24 protein-coding genes and 1 pseudogene are annotated in these 25798 nt (G+C 62.2%); 8 read left to right on the top strand and 17 right to left on the bottom strand.

Annotation, left to right across the window (positions count from 1 at the left end):
- Positions 1-26: 26 nt before the first annotated feature.
- Positions 27-506, top strand: a complete 480-nt coding sequence (locus X773_RS59370; protein ID WP_023677815.1) for a hypothetical protein — start codon at positions 27-29, stop codon at positions 504-506.
- A 50-nt stretch (positions 507-556) separates the two neighbouring features.
- Here X773_RS59370 and X773_RS59365 read toward each other — a convergent pair whose 3' ends face one another.
- Together X773_RS59365 and pepN are read right to left on the bottom strand one after the other, a co-directional pair.
- Entirely contained in the window at positions 557-2881 is a 2325-nt protein-coding gene (locus X773_RS59365; RefSeq protein WP_023677814.1) for a PAS domain-containing sensor histidine kinase, read from the bottom strand.
- Between the two features lie 189 nt (positions 2882-3070).
- The gene (gene pepN, locus X773_RS59360) at positions 3071-5716 is read right to left on the bottom strand and encodes an aminopeptidase N (RefSeq protein WP_023677813.1); all 2646 of its coding nucleotides are present in this window, start codon (positions 5714-5716) and stop codon (positions 3071-3073) included.
- A 154-nt stretch (positions 5717-5870) separates the two neighbouring features.
- Between pepN and X773_RS59355 the strand changes: the two genes are divergently transcribed.
- Both X773_RS59355 and X773_RS59350 read left to right on the top strand, forming a co-directional pair.
- A complete protein-coding gene (locus X773_RS59355) occupies positions 5871-6095 on the top strand; it encodes a hypothetical protein (protein WP_023677812.1) in 225 nt (74 codons plus the stop codon).
- 20 nt (positions 6096-6115) lie between these two features.
- Positions 6116-7069: a DMT family transporter gene (locus tag X773_RS59350; RefSeq protein ID WP_031212024.1), complete on the top strand. Its 954-nt coding sequence runs from the start codon at positions 6116-6118 to the stop codon at positions 7067-7069.
- Here X773_RS59350 and X773_RS59345 read toward each other — a convergent pair whose 3' ends face one another.
- From X773_RS59345 to X773_RS59335, 3 genes are all read right to left on the bottom strand, one after another.
- Positions 7070-7885 carry a helix-turn-helix transcriptional regulator gene (locus X773_RS59345; protein ID WP_023677810.1) on the bottom strand — a complete coding sequence of 272 codons (816 nt, stop codon included), beginning with the start codon at positions 7883-7885 and terminating at the stop codon, positions 7070-7072.
- Positions 7886-7990: 105 nt separating this feature from the next.
- Complete coding sequence (locus X773_RS59340) at positions 7991-8872, bottom strand: uracil-DNA glycosylase (protein ID WP_023677809.1); 882 nt, start codon at positions 8870-8872, stop codon at positions 7991-7993.
- 37 nt (positions 8873-8909) lie between these two features.
- Positions 8910-9554, bottom strand: a complete 645-nt coding sequence (locus X773_RS59335; RefSeq protein ID WP_023677808.1) for a hypothetical protein — start codon at positions 9552-9554, stop codon at positions 8910-8912.
- Between X773_RS59335 and X773_RS77395 the strand changes: the two genes are divergently transcribed.
- The 3 genes from X773_RS77395 (at position 9505) to X773_RS59325 (ending at position 12181) form a co-directional block, all read left to right on the top strand.
- Positions 9505-9687, top strand: coding sequence for a hypothetical protein (locus X773_RS77395; RefSeq protein WP_198023574.1), 183 nt, complete (start codon positions 9505-9507; stop codon positions 9685-9687). The two genes, X773_RS59335 and X773_RS77395, sit on opposite strands and share 50 nt — an antisense overlap.
- Before the next feature lie 106 nt (positions 9688-9793).
- Positions 9794-11473 (top strand): electron transfer flavoprotein-ubiquinone oxidoreductase, encoded by a 1680-nt coding sequence (locus tag X773_RS59330; RefSeq protein ID WP_023677807.1) that lies wholly within the window; start codon positions 9794-9796, stop codon positions 11471-11473.
- Positions 11474-11584: 111 nt separating this feature from the next.
- Positions 11585-12181, top strand: coding sequence for a DUF922 domain-containing protein (locus X773_RS59325; protein ID WP_023677806.1), 597 nt, complete (start codon positions 11585-11587; stop codon positions 12179-12181).
- A 30-nt stretch (positions 12182-12211) separates the two neighbouring features.
- Here the strand turns inward: X773_RS59325 and X773_RS59320 are convergent, their stop codons facing one another.
- The 4 genes from X773_RS59320 to X773_RS59310 form a co-directional block, all read right to left on the bottom strand.
- Positions 12212-13249, bottom strand: coding sequence for an endonuclease/exonuclease/phosphatase family protein (locus tag X773_RS59320; protein WP_031212023.1), 1038 nt, complete (start codon positions 13247-13249; stop codon positions 12212-12214).
- Between the two features lie 80 nt (positions 13250-13329).
- Positions 13330-14832, bottom strand: coding sequence for an AMP nucleosidase (locus X773_RS59315; protein WP_023677804.1), 1503 nt, complete (start codon positions 14830-14832; stop codon positions 13330-13332).
- 314 nt (positions 14833-15146) lie between these two features.
- The gene (locus tag X773_RS77390) at positions 15147-15299 is read right to left on the bottom strand and encodes a hypothetical protein (RefSeq protein WP_023677802.1); all 153 of its coding nucleotides are present in this window, start codon (positions 15297-15299) and stop codon (positions 15147-15149) included.
- Positions 15300-15509: 210 nt separating this feature from the next.
- Positions 15510-15854, bottom strand: coding sequence for a DUF2147 domain-containing protein (locus tag X773_RS59310; RefSeq protein ID WP_023677801.1), 345 nt, complete (start codon positions 15852-15854; stop codon positions 15510-15512).
- Positions 15855-16309: 455 nt separating this feature from the next.
- Between X773_RS59310 and X773_RS59305 the strand changes: the two genes are divergently transcribed.
- Positions 16310-16576: a sel1 repeat family protein gene (locus X773_RS59305; protein ID WP_010915070.1), complete on the top strand. Its 267-nt coding sequence runs from the start codon at positions 16310-16312 to the stop codon at positions 16574-16576.
- A gap of 379 nt (positions 16577-16955) precedes the next feature.
- The gene (locus X773_RS59300; protein WP_023677800.1) at positions 16956-18077 is read left to right on the top strand and encodes a branched-chain amino acid ABC transporter substrate-binding protein; all 1122 of its coding nucleotides are present in this window, start codon (positions 16956-16958) and stop codon (positions 18075-18077) included.
- 98 nt (positions 18078-18175) lie between these two features.
- Here the strand turns inward: X773_RS59300 and X773_RS59295 are convergent, their stop codons facing one another.
- The 8 genes and pseudogenes from X773_RS59295 to X773_RS59255 form a co-directional block, all read right to left on the bottom strand.
- On the bottom strand, positions 18176-20164 hold the full coding sequence (locus X773_RS59295; protein WP_023677799.1) for an acetyl/propionyl/methylcrotonyl-CoA carboxylase subunit alpha: 1989 nt from the start codon (positions 20162-20164) through the stop codon (positions 18176-18178).
- A 111-nt stretch (positions 20165-20275) separates the two neighbouring features.
- Positions 20276-20650, bottom strand: coding sequence for a hypothetical protein (locus X773_RS59290; protein ID WP_023677798.1), 375 nt, complete (start codon positions 20648-20650; stop codon positions 20276-20278).
- Between the two features lie 43 nt (positions 20651-20693).
- On the bottom strand, positions 20694-21074 hold the full coding sequence (locus X773_RS59285) for a hypothetical protein (RefSeq protein WP_245274740.1): 381 nt from the start codon (positions 21072-21074) through the stop codon (positions 20694-20696).
- 521 nt (positions 21075-21595) lie between these two features.
- Positions 21596-22126: an O-acetyl-ADP-ribose deacetylase gene (locus X773_RS59275; RefSeq protein ID WP_023677796.1), complete on the bottom strand. Its 531-nt coding sequence runs from the start codon at positions 22124-22126 to the stop codon at positions 21596-21598.
- A gap of 1 nt (position 22127) precedes the next feature.
- Positions 22128-23740: pseudogene (locus X773_RS59270) on the bottom strand (carboxyl transferase domain-containing protein).
- A gap of 4 nt (positions 23741-23744) precedes the next feature.
- On the bottom strand, positions 23745-24128 hold the full coding sequence (locus tag X773_RS59265) for a type II toxin-antitoxin system VapC family toxin (protein ID WP_023677795.1): 384 nt from the start codon (positions 24126-24128) through the stop codon (positions 23745-23747).
- The gene (locus tag X773_RS59260; protein WP_023677794.1) at positions 24125-24517 is read right to left on the bottom strand and encodes an AbrB/MazE/SpoVT family DNA-binding domain-containing protein; all 393 of its coding nucleotides are present in this window, start codon (positions 24515-24517) and stop codon (positions 24125-24127) included. The genes X773_RS59265 and X773_RS59260 overlap by 4 nt, the downstream gene beginning before the upstream one ends.
- An 82-nt stretch (positions 24518-24599) precedes the next feature.
- Entirely contained in the window at positions 24600-25763 is a 1164-nt protein-coding gene (locus X773_RS59255; RefSeq protein WP_023677793.1) for an isovaleryl-CoA dehydrogenase, read from the bottom strand.
- Positions 25764-25798: the final 35 nt, after the last annotated feature.

Below are 25798 nucleotides of genomic sequence, written 5' to 3'. Positions count from 1 at the left end.
GGGTGACGACGCAACAGGAGAAGACCATGAGAAAGACGACCAGACTTGCACTCGTTTTCGCAGCCCTGGCCGGCGCCGTCGGCACCGCTGCCTATGCAGACGAGCACTCCGGGGCCGGGCCGCGCGACGGCATGATGATGCGCCTCGGCAAGGTCATGAACGACAATGACGGCACCATCACCTTCGACCAGTTCTCCGACGCCATGAACGCGCGGCTGAAGAAGATGGTCGCTGACAATGGCGGCAAGCTGACCGTGGCACAGCTCGCCGACGCGCTGGAGAAAGCACGCTTCGAGCAGATGGCCAGGCGCATCATCGCCCGTTACGACACCAAGGGCGACGGCACGCTGACCGCCGATGACATCACAAGCCGCCAGAAGAAGGTCTTCGCCATGCTCGACCGTGACAATGACGGGAAAATCGAGAAGAACGAACTGCCGAAGGGTCCCGGCGGTCACCGCCAATGGGACGGCGAGGGCAATGATGGCACTGACGGCATGCAGTGAGAATTGATAACGCTCCGGCGGTGCGAGCCGCCGGAGACTTATTTTGTCATTCAGGCAGCGGCCCTGACCGCCTGCGCGGCTTTCTTGATCGGGATGCGTACCGAGACGATCGTGCCGACGCTTTCGGTCGAGCGGATCTTCAACGCGCCGCCCTGAAGCTCGGCCAGCGAGCGCGAGATGGCGAGGCCGAGGCCGGAGCCGGCATGGCTCTTGGAGAACTGGTTTTGCACCTGTTCGAATGGCCGCCCGAGCTTGCTCAGCGCCGCCTTCGGGATGCCGCAGCCATTGTCCTCGATCGTCAGGATCAGCGCGGCGGAAATGCTGCGGGCTCTGACCGAGATGTGGCCGCCTTGCCCGGTGAACTTCACCGCATTGGACAGAAGGTTGATGAGGATCTGCTTGATCGCCCTGCGGTCGGCGAACAGCGTCAGCGAATCGGCGATGCGGGTTTCGACGGTGATCGACTTTTCCGCCGCCTGCAGAGAAACGACGCGAACAGTCTCCCTGATGAGCGGGCAGAGATCGATTTCTTCCTGATCCAGGGCGAACTGGCCGGCCTCGATCTTCGACATGTCGAGGATGTCATTGATCACACCGAGAAGATATTTGCCGCTGCCGTTGATGTCGGTGGCATACTCTTCGTAGCGCGGCGAACCGAGCGGCCCGAACAGCCGCCGTTCCATCAGTTCCGAGAAGCCGATGATCGCGTTGAGCGGGGTCCGCAACTCGTGCGACATGTTGGCCAGGAATTCGGATTTGGCCCGGTTTGCCGCTTCGGCGCGCTCGGTTTCCTTCATGTATTTGCGATTGAGTTCGACGAGCTCACGAGCCCGTTCTTCTTCCGCGCGGCGGGCAAGGCTGAGGTCATGGATTGTCGCCATCAGCCGGCGCTCGCTGTCGACCAGCTTCTCCTGGTGCAGCTTGATCTGGGTGATGTCGGAGCCGACAGAGACGGTACCGCCGTCCCTTGTCCGCAACTCGTTCACCTGCAGCCAGCGGCCGTCGGCAAGCTGGCGCTCGAAGGTCACGCCTCCCTGCGGTCCGTTGGTGTTGGCAAGCCGCCGCTCCGAGGCGAAGGCCAGCATGCGTTCCTCCAGAACGGCGCGCGGAGCGCCCGGCATCACGTCGCGATCCAACAGGCCGTTGTCCTGCTGGTATTTGGAATTGCACATGATCAGGCGCTCGGACGAATCCCACAGCACGAAAGATTCGTTGATGTTTTCGATGGCCGTCCTCAGGCGCAGGTCCGCCGCTTCGGAGCGCAGCGCCAGATGCCGCTGCTCGGTGACGTCGACGGCGATGCCGATCAGCTGGATCTCCGGCGCTTCCGGGTCGATAACGTGTGCTCTTGCGCGCATCCAAACCCATTGCCCGTCGGCATGGCGCATCCGGAACACCTGGTCGATATGGTCGATCTCGCGTGCGACGATCCTGTTGGCGAGTTCGAACAAATCGCCGTCCTCGGGATGAATGATTTCATCGACTTCGCCGAACGACAGCATCGTGTCACAAGGCTCGTAGCCCAGCATGTCGTACATCGAGCGCGACCAGTACATCTTGCCGCGCACCATGTCCCAATCCCACAGGCCGCAGCGGCCGCGCACCAGCGCCATGTCGATGCGCTGGTGGGCTTCGAGATAGATGCGATCGGCGGCCTGGGCGCGCGCCGCCTGGCCGAAATAGGCGTAGAGGATGATGATCAGCACGCCGGCCGTCAGCACGAACAGCGTGACGTTGAGTGAGACCGTCTTGCGCCAGGCGTCAAAAACTGCCTCCTGCGGCACGAACGCTGCCGCGGCACCCCTTCGGCCATTCGCCAGGCTCACTGCCGCGTACCAGTCCTGTCCGCCGATGTTGACCTCCATTACCCCGGCGCGGTCACCGAACATGAACAGCGGCTGCCCGCCCTGCACGACGCCATCGAGCGATCGCCCCTCCCAGTGCATCGACTGCGGCGATACGGCAATGATCTTGAAGGCGCTATCGGTGATCGCCAGTACGTGGCTTCGGCCCATCGCGCCCTGACGACCGGTGCTCTCCAGCAGGTCCTGGATCGCGCCGGGCGCGGAAACCATGGTCGCGTCGGCGATCGAACTGGCCAGTTGGCCGGCGGCCAGCGCAAGGATCGCCTTGGCGTCGCGCTCGATCTCGTCGCGCTCGTTCATCAGCGACAGAAAGCGCAGTACTGCGATGATCAACAGAAACATGATGATGAGGGCCGGGATCGATCGCCGCAACAGCGGCTCGGCTGCCAGCAGCCGTCGGTAGGCAGGTTCGGCGATGAGCCGCGTATTGCCCGCGAGACCGTCGCTTCGCGCCTCGCGACGCTCAAACGCCGTCCCACCGGGCGCGCCCCACGCGTCCGCCTTCGCCATAAATGGCACTCCCCGATTTTCTGTCCCGCTTGACGATCCGGCAACGCCGCACTTCCGAATCGTCACTAAAGAATCAAAGGTGATTCGCCTTGTCCAGAGGCGCGACGAAAAAAGATTAAAAATCGACTAAAATAATGGGGTTTTCGGGTGGTCTTCCCTTTTTCCCACAAGGGGAGAACGGGAGGTCGCTTACGCCAGGGTGCGCTCGACGATGTCTCGCAAATCGGCCGACAGCTTCTCGGTATTGGCGATCGAAAGCAACGCCTCCCTTGCCTTGGCCTGCCGCACCGGTTCGAGCGAGCGCCACGACCTGAGCGCCGTCGCCAGCCTGGCGGCCACCTGCGGGTTGCGTTTTTCGACCTGCAGCACCGTTTCGACGAAAAGCCGGTAGCCTTGGCCGTCGGCGCGATGGAAGCCGGTCTGGTTGGCGCTGGAAAACGTACCGATGAGTGCCCGTACCCGGTTCGGGTTGGCCATCGAGAACGCCGGGTGGCTGGTCAAGGCGCGCACCGCGTCCACGGTTTGCGGGCCGGGCACGCTGGCCTGGGTCTGGAACCATTTGTCCATGACCAGCGGATCGGTTCCATATTTCGCCTCGAAATCGGCCAGTGCCATGGTCGCCTCAGGTGAGCCATGGTGACGGTGCGCAAGAACGGTCAACGCCGCGGCACGATCCGTCATGTTGGTCGCCGATTGGAAGTGCCCGGCAGCGAGTCCCGCACCTCCCGGCAGCAAGGAGAGATAGTCCAGCAGGACATTGCGCAGAGCCCGCCGCCCGGCACTGGCCGCGTCCGGGCTGAACGGGCCATTGTCGGCGAGCCGATCGTAAAGTTTGGAGAATATCTCGCGGTTGGCCTCGGCGATCGCAACTGCCAGCGCCTCGCGCGCCGCGAAAATGGCGTCGGGGTCGATGTTCTTGCCGATGTCGCGGGCGATATCGGCCTCGCCGGGCAGCGCCAGGGCCAGTGCCCGATAGGCGGGTTCGAGTGCTTCGTCGCCGGCTGTCTTGCCGGCAAGCTCGGTCAGCCGGGCGCTGATCTCGGTTGGCCTGTGGTCCAGGATCTGGCGGAAACCGGCAATCAGCGCATCGGTCAAAAGCGTGTTGAACGACTGCCAGCGCGAGAAGGCGTCACTGTCGTGGCCAGCCAGAAAAAACTGGTCGTCGGGCCGCTGCTCGACCGAAAGTGTCACCGGCGCCGAAAAGCCGCGGTTGAGCGACATGGCCGGACGCTCGACAATCCCGGAAAACCTGACGACATGGCGGCGTTTGCGGATATGGATGACACCGTCCTCGACATTCGCCCCTTCGACGCCGCTATGGGCTATCGCCTCGCCACCGGCGCCAACCAGGCCGAAGGCAAGCGGAATGTGCATCAGCCGCTTTCGGCTTTCCGCCGGTGTTGGCGGCACCGACTGCTCGATTTCGAGCGTGAATTCCCGCGCCGCCGGATTATACGCCGAACTGACGGTCAGGTTCGGCGTACCGGCCTGATGATACCACAGCGAAAACTGCGACAGGTCGCGACCTGAGACGTCTTCGAACACTTTGATGAAGTCTTCGATCGTCGCCGCCTGGCCGTCGTGACGTTCGAAGTAGAGGTCCATGCCGGCGCGGAACGTCTCGGCGCCGAGGATGGTATGGATCATGCGCACGACTTCCGAGCCTTTTTCGTAGACCGTCGCCGTGTAGAAATTGTTGATCTCGCGGTAGCGGCGAGGCCGGACCGGATGCGCCAGCGGCCCTTGGTCCTCGGGAAACTGATGGGCGCGCAGCGTACGCACCTCGGCGATGCGCTTGACGGCGCGCGAGCGCTGATCGGCCGAGAATTCGTGGTCGCGGAAAACCGTCAGCCCTTCCTTCAGGCAAAGCTGGAACCAGTCGCGGCAAGTGATTCTGTTACCTGTCCAATTGTGGAAATACTCATGCGCGATGATGGCTTCGATATTGGCGAAATCGGCGTCGGTCGCAGTTTCCTGGTCGGCAAGAACGTACTTGTCGTTGAAGATGTTGAGGCCCTTGTTCTCCATTGCGCCCATATTGAAGTCGGACACGGCGACGATGTTGAAGACATCGAGGTCGTATTCGCGGCCGAATGCCTCCTCGTCCCATTTCATTGACCGTTTCAAAGCGTCCATGGCGTAGCCGGCGAGCCTCTCCTTGCCCGGTTCGACATAGATTCCGAGCTCGACCTTGCGGCCAGACAGGGTGACGAGACTGTCCGAGATCTTGCCGAGGTCGCCCGCCACCAGCGCAAACAAATAGGACGGCTTGGGGAAGGGGTCGTGCCAGACCGCATAGTGCCAGCCGCCGGCAAGCTCGCCGCCATCGGCCGGGTTGCCGTTGGACAAAAGCAGCGGCGCCTCACGGCGCTGAGCTTCGATGCGGACCGTATAGACCGACAGGATGTCGGGACGGTCGAGGAAATAAGTGATGCGGCGAAAGCCTTCGGCCTCGCATTGCGTGCAATAGACGTCGCTCGAGCGATAGAGGCCCATTAGCGCTTCGTTCTGCGCCGGCGCCAACACGGTTTCAATTCTCAGCTGGAAGCACCTTGTCGCAGGGGGGCTGATGATTGTCAGTTGATCGGGCGTGACGAGAAAATCCGCAGGGCTCGGCTCCTGGCCGTCGATGGCAATGCTGCGGAGCGTCAGCCCGTCGCCATCCAGCACCAGTGGCACCGACGCCGCAATCCCGTCGCGGCGTTCGACCGTCAGCACGGCGGTCACATGCGTTGCTTCAGGCGAAAGGCGGAAAGTCAGGCTGGTTTCCGGAATGAGATAATCACTGGGGCGATAGTCTTCGAGCTTGAAGACCTGGCCGGTATCTGTGCGCATTCCTTGATTTTTCCTGTCGATCCGGGAGCGGCGGGCGGGTCCGCTGGTCCAAATAATTTGAAGTCTGCGCTCTTTACACGAAACGTTCCCTCGACAAAACTGCAGCGACGTCTATTTCAGGCGATCATTTCCCAAGCATCATCGCGAGGCTTCCATGACCGTCGTCACGCCGAAATTCGGAACGGGCGCCTTTGTGTTGCGTCGTGAGGATATGGCCTTCATCAAGGGCGCGCGGGAGGCGGGTACGATCGGGTCGACGCCTGCCGCGCTCCATGCGGTGACCGACGCGCTCTACCGCACCTACGGCATCAGGCATATCGACATGCCGGCAACGCCGGCGTGCATCTGGGCGGCGATCGAGGAAGCAAAAGGGGCGTGACAGCCAGACCGGATTTGCCAGTGCTTGCAGCTGGCGACCTTGCCGGCGAGCACAGCACGCTGACCGGGATCTTGCTCAAGATCGTATCGGTGGCGGTCTTCGTCGGCATGTCGTCCTGCATCAAGGCGGCAGGCACCGTGCCGGCGGGCCAGATCGTCTTCTTCCGCTCCTTCTTTGCCATTTTTCCGATCATCGCCTTCCTCGCCTTCCAGGGAAAACTCGGAACCGCCTTTTCGACAAAGCGCCCGCTCAACCACATTGCGCGCGGCGTCGTCGGTGTCTGTGCCATGGGGCTCGGCTTCTTCGCGCTGACGCGGCTGCCGCTGCCGGAGGCGATCACACTGAACTACGCGCAGCCGCTGCTGGTCGTGGTGTTCAGTTCGATCTTCCTCGGCGAAGCCATCCGCATCTATCGCTGGAGTGCGGTTGCCGTCGGCCTGGTCGGGGTGCTGATCATCTCGTGGCCGGAACTGACGCTGCTCAGTTCGGGCGCTGCCCTTGGCGATCAGGAGGTGCTTGGCGTCATCGCCGCCCTCATAGCCGCGGCAATCTCGGCCATCGCCATGCTCCTGGTTCGCAACCTCGTCCAGAGCGAGCGGACGGCGACCATCGTGCTGTGGTTTTCGGTAACCGCGAGCGTCATGGCGCTGCTTTCGCTGCCATTCGGTTGGCAGGCGCTGACGCCAGCACAGGCGGGGCTTCTGATTGCCGCGGGTTTTTGCGGCGGGCTTGGCCAGATCCTGATGACCTCGGCCTATCGCCATGCCGAGGCTTCCGTCGTAGCACCTTTCGAATACACTTCGATGATCCTCGGCGTCGTCGTCGGCTATCTGGTCTTTGGCGACGTCGCCACGATCAACATGCTGGTCGGCGGCGTGATCGTGGTTGCGGCGGGGATTTTCATCATCTGGCGCGAGCGCCAGCTGGGTCTCGAACGCACCCGCACCCGCAAGGCCGTCGCGCCGGAAGGGTGATCAGCCCGCTGCGTCGGTCCGCTCTTTCGCCAGCCGCATCAGCACCGCCCGCGTCTGCTCGTCGGCGGGGAAAAAAGATTCGATCGCCAGCTCCGACAGCGTCACGTCGAGCGGCGTGCCGAACACGGTGATGGTGCTGATGAACGACAGCACCGCGTCGCCATGGGCAAGCTTGAGCGGATGGACAATCGCGTTCGGTTCGACCGGCGCCGGCCGGCTGCTTTTAAGGCCGGACGGATAGGCCCGAAGCTCGCGCTCGATCTCGACCAGAACCGGATCGGCGGCAGCGTCGTTCTGCCGCTTCAGCCGCTCCAGAAGATGCGTCCGCCATTCCGCAAGGTTGACGATGCGCGGCGCGATGCCGCCGGGATGCAGGCTGAGGCGCAACACGTTGACCGGCGGCTTCAGCAGGGAGGCGTCGGCGACATTGGCGAGGAACGGGCCGATGGCGGCGTTCGCCGACACCAGGTTCCAATGCCGGTCCACGGCAAGCGCCGGGAACGGCTCGTGCGCCTTGAGCACGGTCTCGACCGCCGCCATCGCCGGTGCCATCGAGGCATCGTCAAGTGGTCGTTCGCTGAAGCTCGGGGCAAAGCCGGCGGCCAGCAGCAGCTGGTTGCGCTGCCTGAGCGGGATCGAGAGCTGCTCTGCCAGATGCAACACCATATCACGCGAGGGTGCGGCGCGGCCGCTTTCCACGAAACTCAGATGCCGCTGCGAGATCTCGGCCTCCATAGCAAGGTCGAGCTGGCTCATGCTCCGGCGTGTACGCCATTCGCGAATGAGACTGCCGGCGGAAATCTGGGCTGCTGTCATGACGAGATGACTAGGCCGGAAGTGGGCGCATTTCAATTACCTGCTAGGTCATGATGCCGCCCTTCCTTCCTCGCAAGGGGAGGACGGAAGACGCGTTCTGCACCGTTACCCAAGTGCCCGCAACTTCGCCTTCACTTCGAGGAAATCCCGCCACGCCAGCTTCTTGTGCGCCGGCGTTCTCAACAAATAGGCCGGATGCAGGGTCGGCATGGCGGGAATGGCGACGCCAGACGGGGTCGTGTGGACGCGCCAGTTGCCGCGCAGCCGCAATATGCCTTCGGAGGTGTTGAGCAGGGTCTTTGCCGACGGGCCGCCGAGATTGACCAGCACCTTCGGATTGACCAGTTCGATCTGCCGCTCGATGAACGGCCGGCAGATCTCGGTCTCGTGCGGCGTCGGCGTGCGGTTGCCCGGCGGCCGCCAGGGAATCACGTTGGCGATGTAGGCAGATGTCCGGTCAAGACCGATCGCGGCCAGCATGCGGTCGAGCAGCCGGCCCGAGCGGCCGACGAACGGCAAGCCCTCTATGTCCTCGTCGCGGCCCGGCGCTTCGCCGACCAGCATCACCGCGGCAGTCGGATTGCCGTCGGCGAATACCAGGTTCTTGGCGGTGAATTTAAGATTGCAGCCGTCGAATGCCGCCATGTGCTGGCGAAGCTCGTCGAGGCTTGCCGCCGATCTCGCCAGTTGCCGCGCCAATGCCGCCTGCGCCTCGTCGGGCACCGTTGACATGGCCGGGGACGTTCGCACTGCCGGTGCCGTATTCGGTCTCTCGCCCATTTCGGCGCGCGACACGCTCGTCGAGCGATGAGGCGATGCATTTTCACCGGCCGGCAGAGCGGCCGCCGCAGGCGCCCGCTCCGGCGGCCTGGCTTCTGCAAACCTGTTTATCGGCTGTTCTTCAAGTGCCTCGTCGACGCCGGCGCTGGCGTAGAAGGCCAGCAGCTCGGCGAGATCGGCTCGGCTAGTGTGGGGGGCGGCAGTCATGGTTTCACATTCGGCCGCGGAGCTTGAATTTGCAAGTTCAGCTCGACGGTATGCGCGGATCCTGCACCAGATAGAACGTCCAGCGCGGCGTGTAGTCGGTGATCAGGAAATAGAAGCTGGCGGTCTTCAGCGGGTCGATCTTGCCGTTCTTGAACAGCAGGCGGTCATACGGTTCGAAATTGCGGTCGAAATCGGCGTAGCTGCTCGACCAGATATTTTCGGGCGTTTTGTTGCGCTGGTCGAACGACAGGCCGTCGCCGAACACGCTCGGCTGGTCGAGGATCTCCTGGAGTTCGAACTGGAACTCGACCCAGGCTTGGCCGCTATTGTTGAGCACGTCGATGCGCATATACATCAGACCATTGGCGAAGTCTCCCGCCTTGCCGAACGGCTGGATCGGCCTTGTTGTGCGAATGGCCAGCGTTACCGGCGTCGCTGAATTCAGCTCTTCGGTGATGACCAGCGGATCCTCCTTCGTGCCGATGCCGGAAGCCCCGGTGATGCGGAAACCGCCGCGCTCGTCGGAAAAGGAATAGGCGCCGGTCGCCCAGACCAGTTGCTGCTCGGCACGGGCATCGAGGGCCGTCAGTGGCAGAAGCGCCAAGAGCGCCGCACGGCAAAACCGGCCGGGCGTGAAAAAAAAGCGCGTCGATGAAAAGCCAGCCGGCCCGAATATGCGCATGGCGGGAAGTATGGCCGATAAGCAAGCCGTCGAACAATTAAAAACATCAGTGCGACATATCTGTGCAAACGGAATAGGATTGAAGATTGATGCTCGTCACCGCGAATCTGTGCGGCAGGACGCGACTTTTTGACGAAATCGGTATTGTCACGTCCGCGCCGGTTTCCCGTCGCTATTTGATGCGCTATGCAGCGCGTGAGCCAGCAAGATGCCGGGAATAGCGAGCCAGTGAGGGATCGATGAGCGATATCGAACGCGAAAGCATGGAATTCGACGTGGTCATCGTCGGCGCCGGCCCGGCCGGCCTCGCCGCCGCGATCCGTCTCAAGCAGGTCAATCCCGAGCTTTCCGTCGTCGTGCTGGAAAAGGGCGGCGAAGTCGGTGCGCACATCCTGTCCGGCGCCGTCGTCGATCCGATCGGCATCGACCGGCTGCTGCCCGGCTGGCGCGAAGAGGAGGGTCATCCCTTCAGGACACCGGTCACCGACGACCATTTCCTGGTTCTCGGCCCCGCCGGTTCGTTCCGTCTGCCCAATATCCTGATGCCGCCGCTGATGAACAATCACGGCAACTATATCGTCTCGCTCGGCAATGTCTGCCGCTGGCTGGCGACCAAGGCCGAGGCGCTGGGCGTCGAGATCTATCCGGGCTTTGCCGCGGTCGGCCTGCTCTACAACGAGGCCGGTGCGGTCACCGGCGTCGTCACCGGCGACATGGGCGTCGAGAAGGACGGCACGCACGGTCCGGGCTTTGCGCCGGGCATGGCGCTGATGGGCAAATATGTCTTGATCGGCGAGGGCGCGCGCGGCTCGCTGGCCAAGCAACTGATCGCCAAACACCACCTTTCCGACGGTCGTGAGCCCGGAAAATACGGCATCGGCCTCAAGGAACTCTGGCAGATCAAACCGGAAAACCACCGGCCCGGCCTTGTCCAGCATTCCTTCGGCTGGCCGCTCGATATGAAGACCGGCGGCGGCTCCTTCCTCTACCATCTCGAGGACAACCAGGTGGCAGTCGGCTTCGTCGTTCACCTGAACTACAAGAACCCCTATCTGTCGCCCTTTGACGAGTTCCAGCGCTTCAAGACCCATCCGGCGATCCGCGGCACCTTCGAGGGTGCCAAGCGGCTGGGCTATGGTGCCCGCGCCATCACCGAAGGCGGCTGGCAGTCGGTGCCGAAACTGTCCTTCCCCGGCGGTGCGCTGATCGGCTGCGCGGCCGGCTTCGTCAACGTGCCGCGCATCAAGGGCTCGCACAATGCCGTGCTCTCCGGAATGCTGGCGGCCGAGCATGTCTGTGATGCGATAGCCGCCGGCCGCACCAATGACGAGCTGGCCTCCTACGAGGCCACCTGGCGTGCCACCGATATCGGCAAGGACCTGAAGAAAGTGCGCAACGTCAAGCCGCTATGGTCGCGCTTCGGCACCATTGTCGGCGTCGGCCTTGGCGGCCTCGACATGTGGCTGAACACGCTGTTCGGCTTCTCGCCCTTCGGCACGATGAAGCACGGCAGGGCCGACTATGCGACGCTGGAACCGGCCGCCGCGCACCAGAAGATCGCCTACCCGAAGCCGGACGGGGTGCTGACCTTCGACCGGCTGTCGTCGGTGTTCCTGTCCAACACCAACCACGAGGAGAACGAGCCGGTGCATCTGCTCGTCGCCGACATGGACCTGCAGAAGCGCTCCGAGCATGACGTCTATGCGGGACCCTCGACGCGTTACTGCCCGGCCAGCGTCTACGAATGGGTCGACAAGGATGGCAATGCCGCCGCCGATCCTGCGGCCAAGGATGTGCGCTTCGTCATCAACGCGCAGAACTGCGTGCACTGCAAGACCTGCGATATCAAGGACCCGAACCAGAACATAAATTGGGTGCCGCCACAGGGCGGCGAGGGCCCGGTCTACCAGAACATGTAAGTCACAAGGTTTGCTCCGGACTAAACAAGATGAGAAGCAGCGCAACCGTAGGATTGTTGAATAAACCGCCTGCCTGTGTTTCCTTTCTGCGGCGACAGGGAGGAAGGAAAAATGCGCCTGGCAGTTCTGACGAGCGTTGTGGCGATCGGGGCATTGTGCGCCCCTGCAGCCTTGGCCGGCACTAAGGTGCTGGTCAAGACACGAACTTACAACATTGCCGGAACCACCGGCGCGGCCCTGATCGAGGCCATGGATCGCAGTGGGCCGAAGCACGGCTTCATGACCCACGCCATCGCGCAGACCGGCTACAGCGTCGATGATTGGACCTTCGACGCCCATCGGGAAAACGGCGTCTGCCGCCTGCGCCAGGCCAACGGGACGCTCAATCTCTTCTATACCTATCCCAAACTAGTCTCAGCCACGTCGCCTGCGCTGCAGAAGCGCTGGAAGCGGTTCTTCGCTGGCGTCCGCGCCCATGAAGAGACCCATGGCCGCATCGCCAGACAGATGATGCGGGCCACCGAAAAGTCGCTTCGAGGGCTGACAGTCGGTGATGACCCGCACTGTTTCGAGGCACGTCGCGAGGCAAAGCGCCGGATCAATGCCATCTATGCCGAATACGAGGCAAAGCAGATCGCCTTCGATGCGCACGAGCATCGCGACGGCGGCCCTGTCGAGCACCTCATCCGCGCTTTTGTGGGCCAGTAATAAGCCAGGTCGAGATTGGACTGCGGATTTTCAGCTTCGCGTCCCGCCAGGCAGCGCCGCAAGCGCGGTCGCCGTCTGGTGCTCGTCGAGCGGCTTTTGTTCATCCGACCGTAGCGAAAACTCCACCAGCACCGGCAGATGGTCTGAGCCGGTGTCCTCAAGGGTCGACGCCGAACGGATAACGATGGCGCCCTTGCTGAAAACCTGGTCGATCGGCAGTCCGGCGAAGCGCAGGAAATCCGGCAGCCTTCTGTAGAGCCAGGTCGGCCCGACCGACGGCATTACAGTCAGCTTGCCAAGCGATGCGACGCGCCGGACGGCGGCGCTCCATGGCGCTGCGTTGCAGTCGCCTGCCAGGATTGACGTCTCGCCAAGCGAGGCGATTTCGCCAGACAACCCTCCAATCTGCCGTGATTGGTTGTGCGGCCATGGCCAGGTGAGGTGGATGGCGGCGACATCGACGTCGGTTCCGCCGAAATCGACCGTGGCGATCGCCATCGCGCCGCGGCTGTCGCAGTGCGGCTCCGTGCCTATGGCAAACGGTCGTCTGGACAGCAGCGCAACGCCGAACACGCCATTGGGATATGGGCAGAGGATCCGGTGGGGATAGGCGCCGGATAGCAGCCCAAGCTTTGCCTTCCATATCTCGGACACCTCGTCGAGGGTGATCACATCAGGCTGGGTCCGGCCGATCAGCGACAGCACCTTCTCAGGCGTTGGATTGTTGAACCTGAGGTTCATCTGCAGCAGGCGGTAGACTGGCTCGTCACCGGGTTTGGCTTCGTAGGCGGCCTGCACCTGCCATAGCCGCGAAAGCGGCAAGGCATTCGACGTGGTGGCAAAGGAGGCTATCGCAAACAGCAATGCGGCCGCGGCCTGCAGGCGAAACGAGGTGGTGAGCAGCGGCAGCGCGCAAAGCGCCATCAGCACCGAAAAATGCACGCGGAAATGAGCAAAGGAATCGAGGGCCGGATGCAGCGATCCGAAGAACCCGGCCACCAGCGCGGCCGAGAGTGCAAGCATTGCGACGAATGCCAGCGCAACCGTCATGTCCCGAACACGTGCCATCGCCTTGTCTATCGGCAGAAGTGCGGCTCAATCAAGATGACGAAATGTCCTGACCTGGACAGACACATGCGATTCGGCATTTACTGGAAGGCAGTTTCCGAAAAGCTCCTGAGTTTGCGCGAATGCAGTCGGTCCATCGGCATTTCAGCCAGCTTCTCCATCGCCCTGATGCCGATGGTCAGGTGCTGCGCTACTTGCCGCTTGTAGAACTCGGTCGCCATGCCCGGCAACTTCAATTCGCCATGCAGCGGCTTGTCGGATACGCAAAGCAGCGTGCCATAGGGCACCCGGAAGCGGAAGCCGTTGGCGGCGATCGTCGCCGATTCCATGTCGAGCGCGATCGCCCGTGACTGCGACAGCCGCTGGACCGGCCCGCGCTGGTCGCGCAGCTCCCAATTGCGGTTGTCGATAGTGGCGACGGTGCCAGTGCGCATGATGCGCTTGAGATCATATCCGGAAAGCCCGGTGACCTCGGCGACCGCTTCCTGCAGAGCCACCTGGATTTCGGCTAGCGGCGGGATCGGCACCCAGACCGGAAGATCGTCGTCGAGGACATGATCTTCTCGTACATAGGCATGGGCCAGCACATAATCCCCGAGCGCCTGCGTGTTGCGCAGGCCGGCGCAATGGCCGAGCATCACCCAGGCATGCGGCCGGAGCACCGCAATATGGTCGGTGATCGTCTTGGCGTTGGAAGGCCCAACGCCGATATTGACCATGGTGATGCCGCCATGATTCGGCTTCTTCAGATGATAGGCCGGCATCTGCGGCAGGCGAGGCGGCGCAGCACCCTCACCGGGCGCGCCGTCCCCTGCTTTGGTCACGATGTTGCCCGGCTCGACGAACTCGACATATCCGTCACCGCCATTGGCCATCAATTCGCGTGCACGGGCGACGAATTCGTCGATGTAGAACTGGTAGTTGGTGAACAGCACGAAGTTCTGGAAATGCTGGGGACTAGTCGCCGTATAATGCGACATCCGGTGCAGCGAATAGTCGATCCGTTGCGCGGTGAACGGCGCCAGCGGCCGTGCCTCGCCCAATGCCACTTCGAACGTGCCGTTGGCGATCTGGTCGTCGGTGCCGTCGAGATCCGGCACGTCGAACAGGTCACGGATCGGCCGTTTGATGCGCTCGGCAGCAGTGCCGTCGACATGCGTGCCTTCGAGGAAGGCGAAATGCAGCGGGATGGGAGTGGTCGATTCCGAAACCGTGACGGGAACGCCGTGGTTGCGCATGATCAGCCGAAGCTGTTCGGTGAGGTAGCTTTCGAAAAGAGCAGGCTGGGTGACGGTGGTTGAGAAATGCCCCGGCGTCGGCATGTGGCCATAGGCCTGCCGCGAGTCGATTTGCGTGAAGGAACTCGTGGTGACGCCGATCTCCGGATAGAAAGCCCGGTAACGTTTGTTGTTGTCGCCGCCCGCGGCGAGCGCGGCAAATGAATCGCGCAGGAACTTGGTGTTGCGGTCGTAAAGCACCTGTAGGGCCGCGACGGCCTTCTTGGCGTCGTTGAAGCTCTGCCGGCCAAACGGCTCCGGCGTGACCACCGATTCAATGGCTTGGGGATAGATTCGCTTTTCCATGACCCAATATAGAGAGTTGGACGCGCGGTTGGGAGGGGGTAAGGCGGCCTCAATACGCGCTGTCGGCGTTTTTCGGTCTGCTAACCGCGCTGCAGGCTAACCAGCAGCACAAAGCCGAGGCCTGACTTCCTCAACGCAGGCGCCTCGATCGTCGAGCCGGCATTGGTGCGCATCGTCGGCGCGGCCAGTACCGGTACCGAAAGAACAGTCAGGATGAGCGCCGCGCGCGGCAGCAGCCGAAGCGTCTTGAGGGTGTTGGCGGCGAGCGGTTCATTGGCGTTTTGCTTTCTCTAAAGGTTCAGCTCTTTGTCGTTTCAGTGGTGAAGATGGTTCAAGCAACCGAGTCGGCAGGAACTGGCGACGTCCCAGGAGCGGGACGGCCGGCCGGCTTCGGCGACAAGGACGGCGAACAACATGCCGAACAGGCTCATCAGCAGGCAGACGATGGTGAAGCGGCGGGCAAGCATTGCGCGGTGTCTCCTTCAACACGCATGACAATGCCTTGCCCCGGCTGAACCGGCTCTGATCCCGGCGTTCATCTGCGGTTCAAAAATGGTTGATGATCTCTGAGAGGGTCCGCTTTGAGTGCAGCGACCCATGGCGACGCCATGGCTGCGAGACCGATAACATGAAAACGGGGCCGACTGGCCCCGCTCACCCCGGCAGGAAGGGCACGATCAGAGCTTGTGCCAGGTCTGGCTCTTGCAGATCAGCCCGCCGAGCACGCAGCCGCTCATCTTGAGCGAACTGCCGGAAAGCGAAGCCTTGCCCGAATAGGTCTTGTCGGTTTCCGGGTCGGTTATGGTGCCGGCATATTTGTTGTCGCCGGCAACCTTCAGTGAACCGATGTTCTTGCCGGCAAATTTGCCAGATTTGAGCGTAATCGAAAATGCCCCGCCGCCACCCGAAATGGCGGCAGTCGATCCGGCTTGCGTTTTCCAATTGCCTTCGATCGGATCGGCCCACGCCGCGCCGGTCATCATTATTGCGGCCGCGAGGGCCAGGCTCACTTGTCGAAACATATCTTTCCTCCCTCAGGTAAGTCCAATTGGGCTCCGTCCCGGATGTCTGCCCCTTACGCAAACGTAAGCTAGTCCAGCTCCCGGAAAAACAAAAGCGGTGCCGCGAAGGGTTGCGGGTTTTTGCCCGCTCCCGAACGGCCGCGCCGGCGAAAAATGAAACGGGCCGCACACGTCTTTGTCTTCTGTGGTTAGCGGAGTCTTGATCCGCGCCTCGCAAGTTTTCTTCAAATCTTGTGCAAACCGGCGCGATTGCTGGCTTTGTATCCTTAACGAATTTTCGCGTTTACCTCTTGTTTTAGCTTTGGTTTCCTCAAATTAAGCACGCCATTTAACGACGGATTCAAGCCTCCGGGGCATTCTCGAAAGCATCGAAAGAGCGGCCGCCCCCGACGGTAATCAAGGACACCGAGGGACAGACGGAGACAGCTCTCGGGAGCCAGAACAGGGGATTTGAAATGGCACGTTTTGAAATGCTTGAAGCCGGCTTCGGCGCCATGGGGGCAACTGCCCAGGCCGATATTCTTTTCGAGTTGGGCATGATGTATGCGACTGGCCGCGATTGCGAGACCGATGTCGTCGCCGCCCACAAATGGTTCAACATCGCCGCGATCAAGGGTTCGGCCCGCGCCGCGGAACTGCGCTCCGAATTGTCTGCCGCCATGTCGAAGGTCGAGATCGCCAAGGCGCTGCGCGAAGCTCGCGAATGGATGACGATGCACTGAATTCGCCGGCATCGACTTCACAAGGGTACTGACCTCACAACAGGGATGCTTCGGGTCAAGGCCGCGCAGAGGGCCGGGCCCGAACAATCAAGGCCGCGCAAGACGGCTGAGCCAACAAGATCAAGAACACGGCGGCAAGCTGTGCAATAGACAGGGAAGGCGAGCGGGTCCTGGCACCGATTCGTTGGGAAGCTCATGGCAAAAGCCGCGACCGGCCGGAACAAGGCTGGCGCGGCTTTGTCTTTGGGACTGCGTGTTGCAGGCCCAATCGAGTGCCGACGATGCGTCTAGACAGCCCCGGTGAAGGATGAAATTCTCCCGCCACTCTGGAAGAGGCGCGGCCGGGATGGTCGCGCGAGAGTGGAGGAGTTGTGTCACCATGAAGAAATTCAGTATTTTGAGCGCCGCCATATTTGGCCTAATGATGACCGCGCCGGTAGCCTTCGCCGACGACATCACCTTTTCGGTGGTCGGACCGATGACCGGTCAGCTTGCCACCATCGGCGATCAGTTCAAGCAGGGCGCGCAAGCCGCCGCCGACGCGATCAACGCGGCGGGCGGCGTCGACGGCCGCCAGATCAAGCTCGACATCGAGGACGACCAGTGCGATCCGAAGCAGGCGGTTTCGGTCGCCAACCGCATCATCGCCAATGGTGTCAAGTTCATCGATGGCCACGCCTGCTCGGGCTCCAGCATCCCGGCCTCCGCCGTCTACGCCGAAGCCGGTGCGCTGATGATGAGTCCGGCTTCCTCGAACCCGGTACTAACCGACGCAGCGGCGAAGGCCGGCTGGCCGACGATCATGCGCCTCTATACGCGCGACGATGCGCAGGGCGCTTTCATCGGTCCATGGATCGCCAAGAAATATGCCGGCAAGAACGTCGTCATCATGCACGACAAGAGCGCCTATGGGCAGGGCGTGGCCGATGCCGTCAAGGCAACGATGAACCAGAACGGTCTCAAAGAGATCCTCTACGAGGGCATCAACGCCGGCGAGAAGGACTATTCCGCTCTTGTTACCAAGCTCAAGGAGCTGAAAGCCGACGTCGTCTATTTCGGCGGCTATCACCCCGAAGCCGGCCTGATCCTGCGCCAGTCGGCGGAGCAGAACCTCAAGTTCCAGTTGATCATGCCGGACTCGATCGCTTCGCCGGAATTCTGGCAGGTTGCCGGTCCGGCCGGCGAAGGCACCATGTTCGTCTTCCCGTCGGATCCGCAGGCGAAGCCCGAAGCCAAGGAAGCCATCGCCAAGATCAAGGCCGGCGGCTTCGTGCCGGAGGGCTTCACGCTGTTTTCCTATGCGGTGATCCAGGCCTTCGCCGAAGGCATCAAACGCGCCGGCAGCGACGATCCGGCAAAAGTCGCCGAAGCGTTGAAGAACGGCCAGCCGATCAGCACGGTTGTCGGGTCAGTCACCTTCGACGAGAAGGGCGACCTCAAAAACGCCAGCTACGACATCAACCAGTGGCACGACGGCAAATACGCGCCGATCCAGCCGTGATGGCCGCGGCGCCGCAAGACGCGCTGCTGTAATTGAACATGGCCGGGGTCAAACCCGGCCATGTTGTTTTTGGCGACGCCTTTGTCACGCGTTCGAGATCACTTTGTGGATAGGGAAACAGCAGTCAACTGAGGTTCCTCGGCAAAGCGAACCAGCACGGTGCCGTCGGTTACCTGCGCGCCTTCGGCAGCAATCTCGGCGATAACCCCGTCATGGGGCGCGGCAATGGTGTGCTCCATCTTCATCGCCTCCAGGATCAGCAGCGGCTGGCCCTTGATCACGGACTCGCCTCTGGCTGCACGCACCAATTTGACCAGGCCGGGCATTGGCGCGCGCAGGCTGCCGGAAGCGGCGGCGGCTTCGTCGGTTCGCGCCAGCGGATCCGGCACGGCAAAACCGTAGCCGATTGCACCATCGAAGACCGTGACGTGGCCCGGCCAGCGGGCGAGGCGAGGCGCGGCGCGAAGATCATACGAATTGACGCTGTCATAGGGCGCATCCAGCGCCACCTCGAACCGTCCGTCCGGCCGCACCGACACGCGCGTGACGATCTCCTGCTCGCCAAACTTCAGCAGCATGCGCCGCACTACAGCGTGGAAATGCGCATAGCCGGCCAGCGACAACCAGGGATCGTCCGAGGACGGCAAGTCGCGCGCACCGGACGCGGCAAGTGCCGCGGCGGCAATCGTCTCACCGCCCGGCGGCGGAACCGCCGTCAATGCCTGCTGATGCCTGGCGATCAAGCCGGTATCGACATCGCCCGCCGCAAAATCCGCATCAGCGGCCAGCGCGGCAAGAAAGCCAGTGTTGACCGTTGAGCCGGCGATTTCTGTCTGCGACAGCGCCGCGCCAAGCGCTGTGAGCGCTGCCCGTCTGTCCTTGCCGTGGATGATCAGCTTGGCGATCATCGGGTCGTAAAACGGCGAAATCGCATCGCCGGCGCGCACACCGGTTTCGATGCGCATGGTCGCACCCTCCGGTGCCGGCTGCGGAAATTTCAAATGGTGCAAGGTGCCGGTCGCCGGCAAAAACCCTCTTGCCGCGTCCTCGGCATAGATACGCGCCTCGAAGGCGTGGCCGGAGAGCGCGATCTCGCTCTGCGTCTTCGGCAGTTTTTCGCCGGAGGCTACCCGCAACTGCCACTCGACCAGGTCGATGCCGGTGACCATTTCGGTGACGGGGTGCTCGACCTGCAGGCGGGTGTTCATTTCCATGAACCAGAAACGGTCGGCCTTCAGACCTTGCGAGGCATCGACGATGAACTCGATGGTACCGGCGCCGGAATAGTGGATTGCCTTGGCGGCTTTCACCGCCGCCTCGGTCATCGCCTTGCGCAGTGCCGGCGTCATGCCCGGGGCAGGCGCCTCCTCGATCACCTTCTGGTGGCGGCGCTGTGCCGAGCAGTCACGTTCGTGAAGATGCACGGCGTTGCCGAAATTGTCACCAAACACCTGCACTTCGATGTGGCGAGGCTTGTCGACATATTTTTCCACCAAGACGCGGTCGTCACCGAACGCGGCTTTCGCCTCGCGCCGCGCGCCCGACAGTGCTTCCGAAAAATCATCGGGATGCTCGACGCGCCGCATGCCTTTGCCGCCGCCGCCGGCGCGCGCCTTGATCAGTACGGGGTAGCCTATCTCGCGCGCCTTGGAGGCGAGCAACACGATCTCCTGCGCTTCGCCATGGTAGCCCGGAACGACAGGCACGCCGGCCTTTTCCATCAGCCGCTTGGCCGCGTCCTTCAGTCCCATGGCGCGGATCGAGGCCGCCGACGGGCCAATGAAGATCAGCCCCGCCGCGACCACCTGGTCGACGAAATCAGGGTTTTCCGAAAGAAAGCCGTAGCCCGGATGGATGGCCTCGGCACCTGTGGCCAAGGCCGCCGCGATGATCTTGTCGCCGCGCAGATAGCTTTCGTTGGCGGGAGAGCCGCCGATATGCACCGCTTCGTCGGCCATTTCGACATGCAAGGCGCGATCGTCGGCGTCGGAATAGACGGCGACGCTGCGCACACCCATCCTGCGTGCCGTGCGGATCACCCGGCAGGCGATCTCGCCACGGTTGGCGATCAGGATCTTGGCGAACATCGGGCCTCCACAGGCAGAGCTGCCGCCAACGGCGCGAATTCTCGTCACGCGAACTGCGGCAATGCCCTGCTTTGTAGTCTGGCGGTCAAAGGGTAGGCAAGCGAGGTCTGCCTACTTTGAGGCCGCGATTTCGCAAGCTCCCCCGGTCGTGACCCTGTAACGGTCGCGGGTGACCTGGCAGGATTTCATCGCCATATCCTCGGCAGCCTTTTGCGAGGGCGCATTCAAGCGCGAGCCGCACAGGATGTACAACGAACGCACCCGGGAATACGGAGTGGTCGCATAAGCTGAATGGCCGCTGGCCGCCACATAGGCCTTATATGCCTTGGTGCATGGCCGATCCGCGGTCGCCGGAAAATACGGGTAGAAGCGGACGTCGCCCTTGCTTCCAGCCAGCGATTCCGCCGCGCCGACATTGGGGCTCGAGATTAGAAGCAACCCGGTTATCAGCGAGAAGACTGCTTGTTTGACGCTTATAGATTTCATTTTTCCCACCCATTGAATACGTCGAAGGCCGACGAGTGTCGGTCTATTTGGAGGCAGCTATGGCGCAGGCCCCTGCAGTCGTGACCTTGTACTTGCTGCGCGCGGACTGGCAGGATTTCAACGCCAGCGCCTCCGCAGCCTTCTGGGATGTTGCATTCAGATAAGCACCGCAAATAGTGAATTCGGTTGCCCAGTTGAATGGCGTCATCGCATAGGCCGAGTGACCGCCAGCCGCCACATAGTCCTTGTAATTCTTGCCGCAGCCTCCGATTGTACCCGGTGCAAAATAGACCGGAAAGCGGCTGTCGCCCTTGCTTCCCGCCAGCGATTCGGCGGCGCCGACATTCGGTGCAGAGGCCACAAGCAGTGCAAGTACCGACATGGTTGCTCGCTTGATTGATAAAGATTTCATTGCCAAACCCATTTGAACCCCAAACACTGAAATATATTCGCCTACTTGGAGGCAGCGATTTCGCAGCCGCCGCCTGTTGTAACTCTGTAACTGTTGCGGGCGGCCTGACAGGATTTCAACGCCAATTCTTCGGTGCAGCTTGCTGTGACGGTGCATTCAAGCGCGAGCCGCAGATGATGTACAGAAAACGCACCCGGGAATACGGAGTGGTTGCATAGGCTGAATGGCCGCCGGCCGCTACATAGGCCTTGTAGGCCCTGGTACACGGATCCTTCGGGCTCTGCGGCAAATAGGGATAGAAACGGGTCTCGCCCTTGCTTCCCGCCAGCGACTCCGCTGCGCCGATGCCAGGGGTCACTAATATAAGCAACCCTGCAAGTAAATGCACAGTTGTTCTCTGAAAAACCCGCCGCCTCATCTTCGCCCAATCCCCATTGGTATTTGCGATGATCAATAGCCGTGATTCTTTCGTCTGGCCAGATCGAGAAGCAAAAAATAGTCTGGAGATGTGGTGGGTTGTCTCCCGCGCAGGGTCACACCCTGCCGAGTGCAGCGACGACCCGCTGATACAATTCGGCCGTCGGCTCGTCGAAGCAGCAGAAAATGACGGTTTCCGGAACGATGTTCTGGCCGATGAAGGCGCTCACGGTCCCGACAGCAATTTGCGTCGCCTGATCCTTCGGATAGCGGTAGGCCCCGGTCGAGATCGCAGGAAACGCCACCGTCCGGCAGTCCTTTGCGGCGGCGATTTCGAGCGACCGGCGATAGCAGGAGGCGAGCAGTTCGGCTTCTCCTTTGCTGCCGCCTTGCCAGACCGGCCCGACCGTATGGATGATGTAGCGCGCGGGCAGCCTGTAGCCATTGGTGATTTTTGCGTCGCCGACCTTGCAGCCATGCAAGGTCCGGCATTCTGCCACAAGCTCGGGGCCGGCCGCGCGGTGGATAGCGCCGTCGACGCCGCCGCCTCCGAGAAGAGAGGTATTGGCGGCGTTGACGATGGCATCGACCGCCAGCTTCGTGATGTCGCCGGTTTGAATGCGAATCCTCTGGCCGATTTCGCTCATCTCACATCCTGAACACGCCGAATTTTGTCTCCTCGATCTCGGCGTTGAGCGCGGCCGAAAGGCTGAGCGCCAGCACCTCGCGAGTCTTGGCCGGGTCGATGATGCCGTCGTCCCAGAGCCTTGCCGACGAATAGAGCGGGTGCCCTTCATGCTCGTACTTCATCAGGATCGGCTTCTTGAATTTCGCTTCCTCCTCGGCGCTCCATTCCCCGCCCTTGCGCTCGATGCCTTCGCGCTTGACCACGGCCAGCACCGTTGCCGCCTGCTCGCCGCCCATCACCGAAATGCGGGCATTCGGCCACATCCACAGGAAGCGTGGCGAATAGGCGCGTCCGCACATGCCGTAATTGCCGGCGCCGAATGAGCCGCCGATGATCACGGTCACCTTCGGCACCTTGGCCGTTGCGACCGCCATGACCAGCTTGGCGCCGTCCTTGGCGATGCCGCCGGCCTCGTATTTTCGCCCGACCATGAAGCCGGTGATGTTCTGCAGGAAAATCAGCGGGATCTTGCGCTGGCAGCACAGCTCGATGAAATGCGCGCCCTTCAGCGCGCTTTCCGAAAATAGCACCCCATTGTTGGCGATGATGCCGACCGGCATGCCGCTGAGATGGGCGAAACCGGTGACCAGCGTGGTGCCATAATTCTGCTTGAACTCATCGAACTCGGAGCCGTCGACGGTGCGGGCGATTACCTCGCGCACGTCGTAGGGCTGGCGCAGATCCGTCGGCACGATGCCGTAGAGTTCATGTGGATCGTGAAGCGGCGGAATCGATTTCTGTAAGGCAAGGCTTACAGTCTTGTTCCGATTCAGGTTTTTGACGATACGCCGGCATATGGCCAGCGCATGCTCGTCGTCGAGCGCATAGTGGTCGGCAACGCCGGAAAGCCTTGTGTGCACGTCGGCGCCACCGAGGTCCTCGGCGGTGACGTCCTCGCCGGTGGCCGCCTTCACCAGCGGCGGCCCGCCGAGAAAGATGGTCGCCTGGTTGCGCACCATGATTGTCTCGTCCGACATCGCAGGCACATAGGCGCCGCCGGCCGTGCACGAACCCATGACGCAGGCGATCTGCGGAATGCCGGCGGTCGACATGTTGGCCTGGTTGTAGAAGATGCGGCCGAAATGATCGCGGTCGGGAAACACCTCGTCCTGGTTGGGCAGATTGGCGCCGCCGCTGTCGACCAGATAGACGCAAGGCAGATTGTTCTGCAATGCGATCTCCTGTGCACGCAGATGCTTCTTCACCGTCAGTGGATAATAGGTGCCGCCCTTCACCGTGGCGTCATTGACGACGACCATCACTTCGGTGCCTTCGACGCGGCCGATGCCGGCGATGAGGCCGGCCGAAGGGATGTCCTCGCCATACATCGACCATGCCGCGAACTGGCCGATTTCGAGGAAGGGCGAGCCTGTATCGAGCAATTGGGCTAGGCGTTGCCGCGGCAGGAGCTTGCCGCGGGAGACGTGCCGCTCACGCGCCTCTTCCGAGCCACCGCGCTCGATNCGATGGCGGCGGCTTTTTCAGCAATATCGGCGACCAGCGCCCGCATGCGCTCGGCATTGGTGCGGAAGGCATCGGAGGCGGACGACATCTGAGAGGTGAGGGGGGCCATGGCGCTACCGGATCAGCTCGATCTTGCAGCCGACATCGAGGTCGCCCCAATCGCGATCAGCGGTGACGGCAATGGCATTCTCGCGAATTGCCAGCGCCAGGCAAGCCCGATCGCCCAGCGACAAGCCGCGATGCCGCGTCAATTGGCGAAGCTGCCCGGCGGCGATGCCCATCGCGTCGTCGAAAACGGCGATCGGCATGCCGAGACTGGCGAGGTCGTCCGCGGCCTGTTCCATGCTGCGTCCCTTGTCGATCAGCTTGGCGATGATTTCGGCCGCATTGACTGAACTGCATTGTGCGTCCGGCGCGAACCCCAAAGCATTATCGGTACCTTGCTCGTTGAGCAGGATTGCGAGCGCCGCCGAACTGTCCATGACGTAGGGCTTCATTTCGCCCGCTTTCCCGTTGTCCCTTCGGCGTGAAGCCGGTCGAGACGCTTGTCGCTTCGACGCTGCTCTTCCCGTCGCTCTTTCAGAAATTCGTCGACGACGCTTTCACCGGGCTGTTTCAACGCTGACAATTCGGCCTGGACGCGTCGCAGATTCTGCAGCCACGATCTTACCCGCAGCTCGCCGTTTTCGACATGAAGGATCATGTCCTCGCCAGGCTTCACGCCCATCTCCTCGCGCATCGCGGCAGGAATGACGAAGCGCCCGCCCTCGCCAAGCTTGACACGCTCGCGTTTCGCCGGAGCACGAAGCTGTGGTTGGCGAGCGCCGGCATCGAACCGTGCCTGCGGATCTTCGTCAAATCCGGACTTTCCCGTTTTGCCAGCCATGGTCCGTCTCGCCCGTGTTGTGGCACATATTCCGAAGTGTGCCACATCGTGCGGCTTCTGGCAAAATCTCAAAAAGACGCCATCAGGCGCCCTCCACCATGATTTCCCGCCCGATCAGCCAGCGACGGATTTCGCTGGTGCCGGCGCCGATCTCGTAGAGCTTGGCGTCGCGCAAAAGCCGGCCGGTCGGGTAGTCGTTGATGTAGCCGTTGCCGCCCAAAAGCTGGATGGCGTCGAGCGCCATCAGCGTTGCCTTTTCGGCGGCGAAGAGAATACAGCCGGCAGCATCCTTGCGGGCCGTCTCACCGCGATCGCAAGCGGCGGCCACGGCATAGACGTAGGCGCGCGCCGCGTTCATCGTCGCATACATGTCGGCGAGCTTGCCTTGCACCAGCTGGAATTCGCCGATCGGCTGACCGAACTGCCTGCGTTCATGCACGTAAGGGATCGCCACGTCGAGGCACGCAGCCATCAGCCCGATCGGCCCGCCGGCCAGCACGGCGCGTTCGTAGTCGAGGCCCGACATCAGCACCTCGACGCCGCGCCCTTCCTCGTGCAGCACATTGTCGAACGGCACTTCGACATTCTCGAACACCAGCTCGCCGGTGTTCGAGCCGCGCATGCCGAGCTTGTCGAGCTTTTGCGCCACGGAAAAACCGGCAAAGGCTTTTTCGACGATGAAAGCGGTGATGCCGCGCGAATTGAGTTCCGGATCGGTCTTGGCGTAGACGACCAGCGTCTCGGCATCCGGCCCGTTGGTGATCCACATTTTGGTGCCGTTGAGCACATAGCGATCATTGCGCTTTTCGGCGCGCAGGCGCAGCGACACCACATCGGAGCCGGCACCCGATTCCGACATCGCCAGTGCGCCGACCTTCTCGCCGCTGCAGAGCGAAGGCAGATATTTTTCCTTCTGCGCCTGCGTTGCCCAGCGGTTGATCTGGTTGATGCAGAGGTTGGAATGGGCGCCGTAGGAGAGGCCGACCGAGGCCGAGGCGCGCGAAATCTCCTCCATCGCCACGACATGGGCGAGGTAGCCCATGCCGCTGCCGCCGAAATCGGGATCGGCGGTGATGCCGAGCAGGCCGAGCCCGCCGAGCTCCGCCCACAGATGTGCCGGGAATTCGTTCGAGCGGTCGATCTCGGCGGCGATCGGTGCGATCTTTTCCTGGGCGAAGCGCCGCACCAGGTCGCGCAGCGCCTCGATGTCTTCGTCAAGCCCGAAGTTGAGCGTATGCGTGTACATGCCGTTCCTCCCGGCGCACGACCGCGAAAATCGGG

It is taken from the genome of Mesorhizobium sp. LSJC280B00 (assembly GCF_000502835.1).
Taxonomy (GTDB): domain Bacteria; phylum Pseudomonadota; class Alphaproteobacteria; order Rhizobiales; family Rhizobiaceae; genus Mesorhizobium.
The sequence above is the reverse complement of the archived record's forward strand: the minus strand, read 5'-3'. Positions and strand labels throughout refer to the sequence as shown.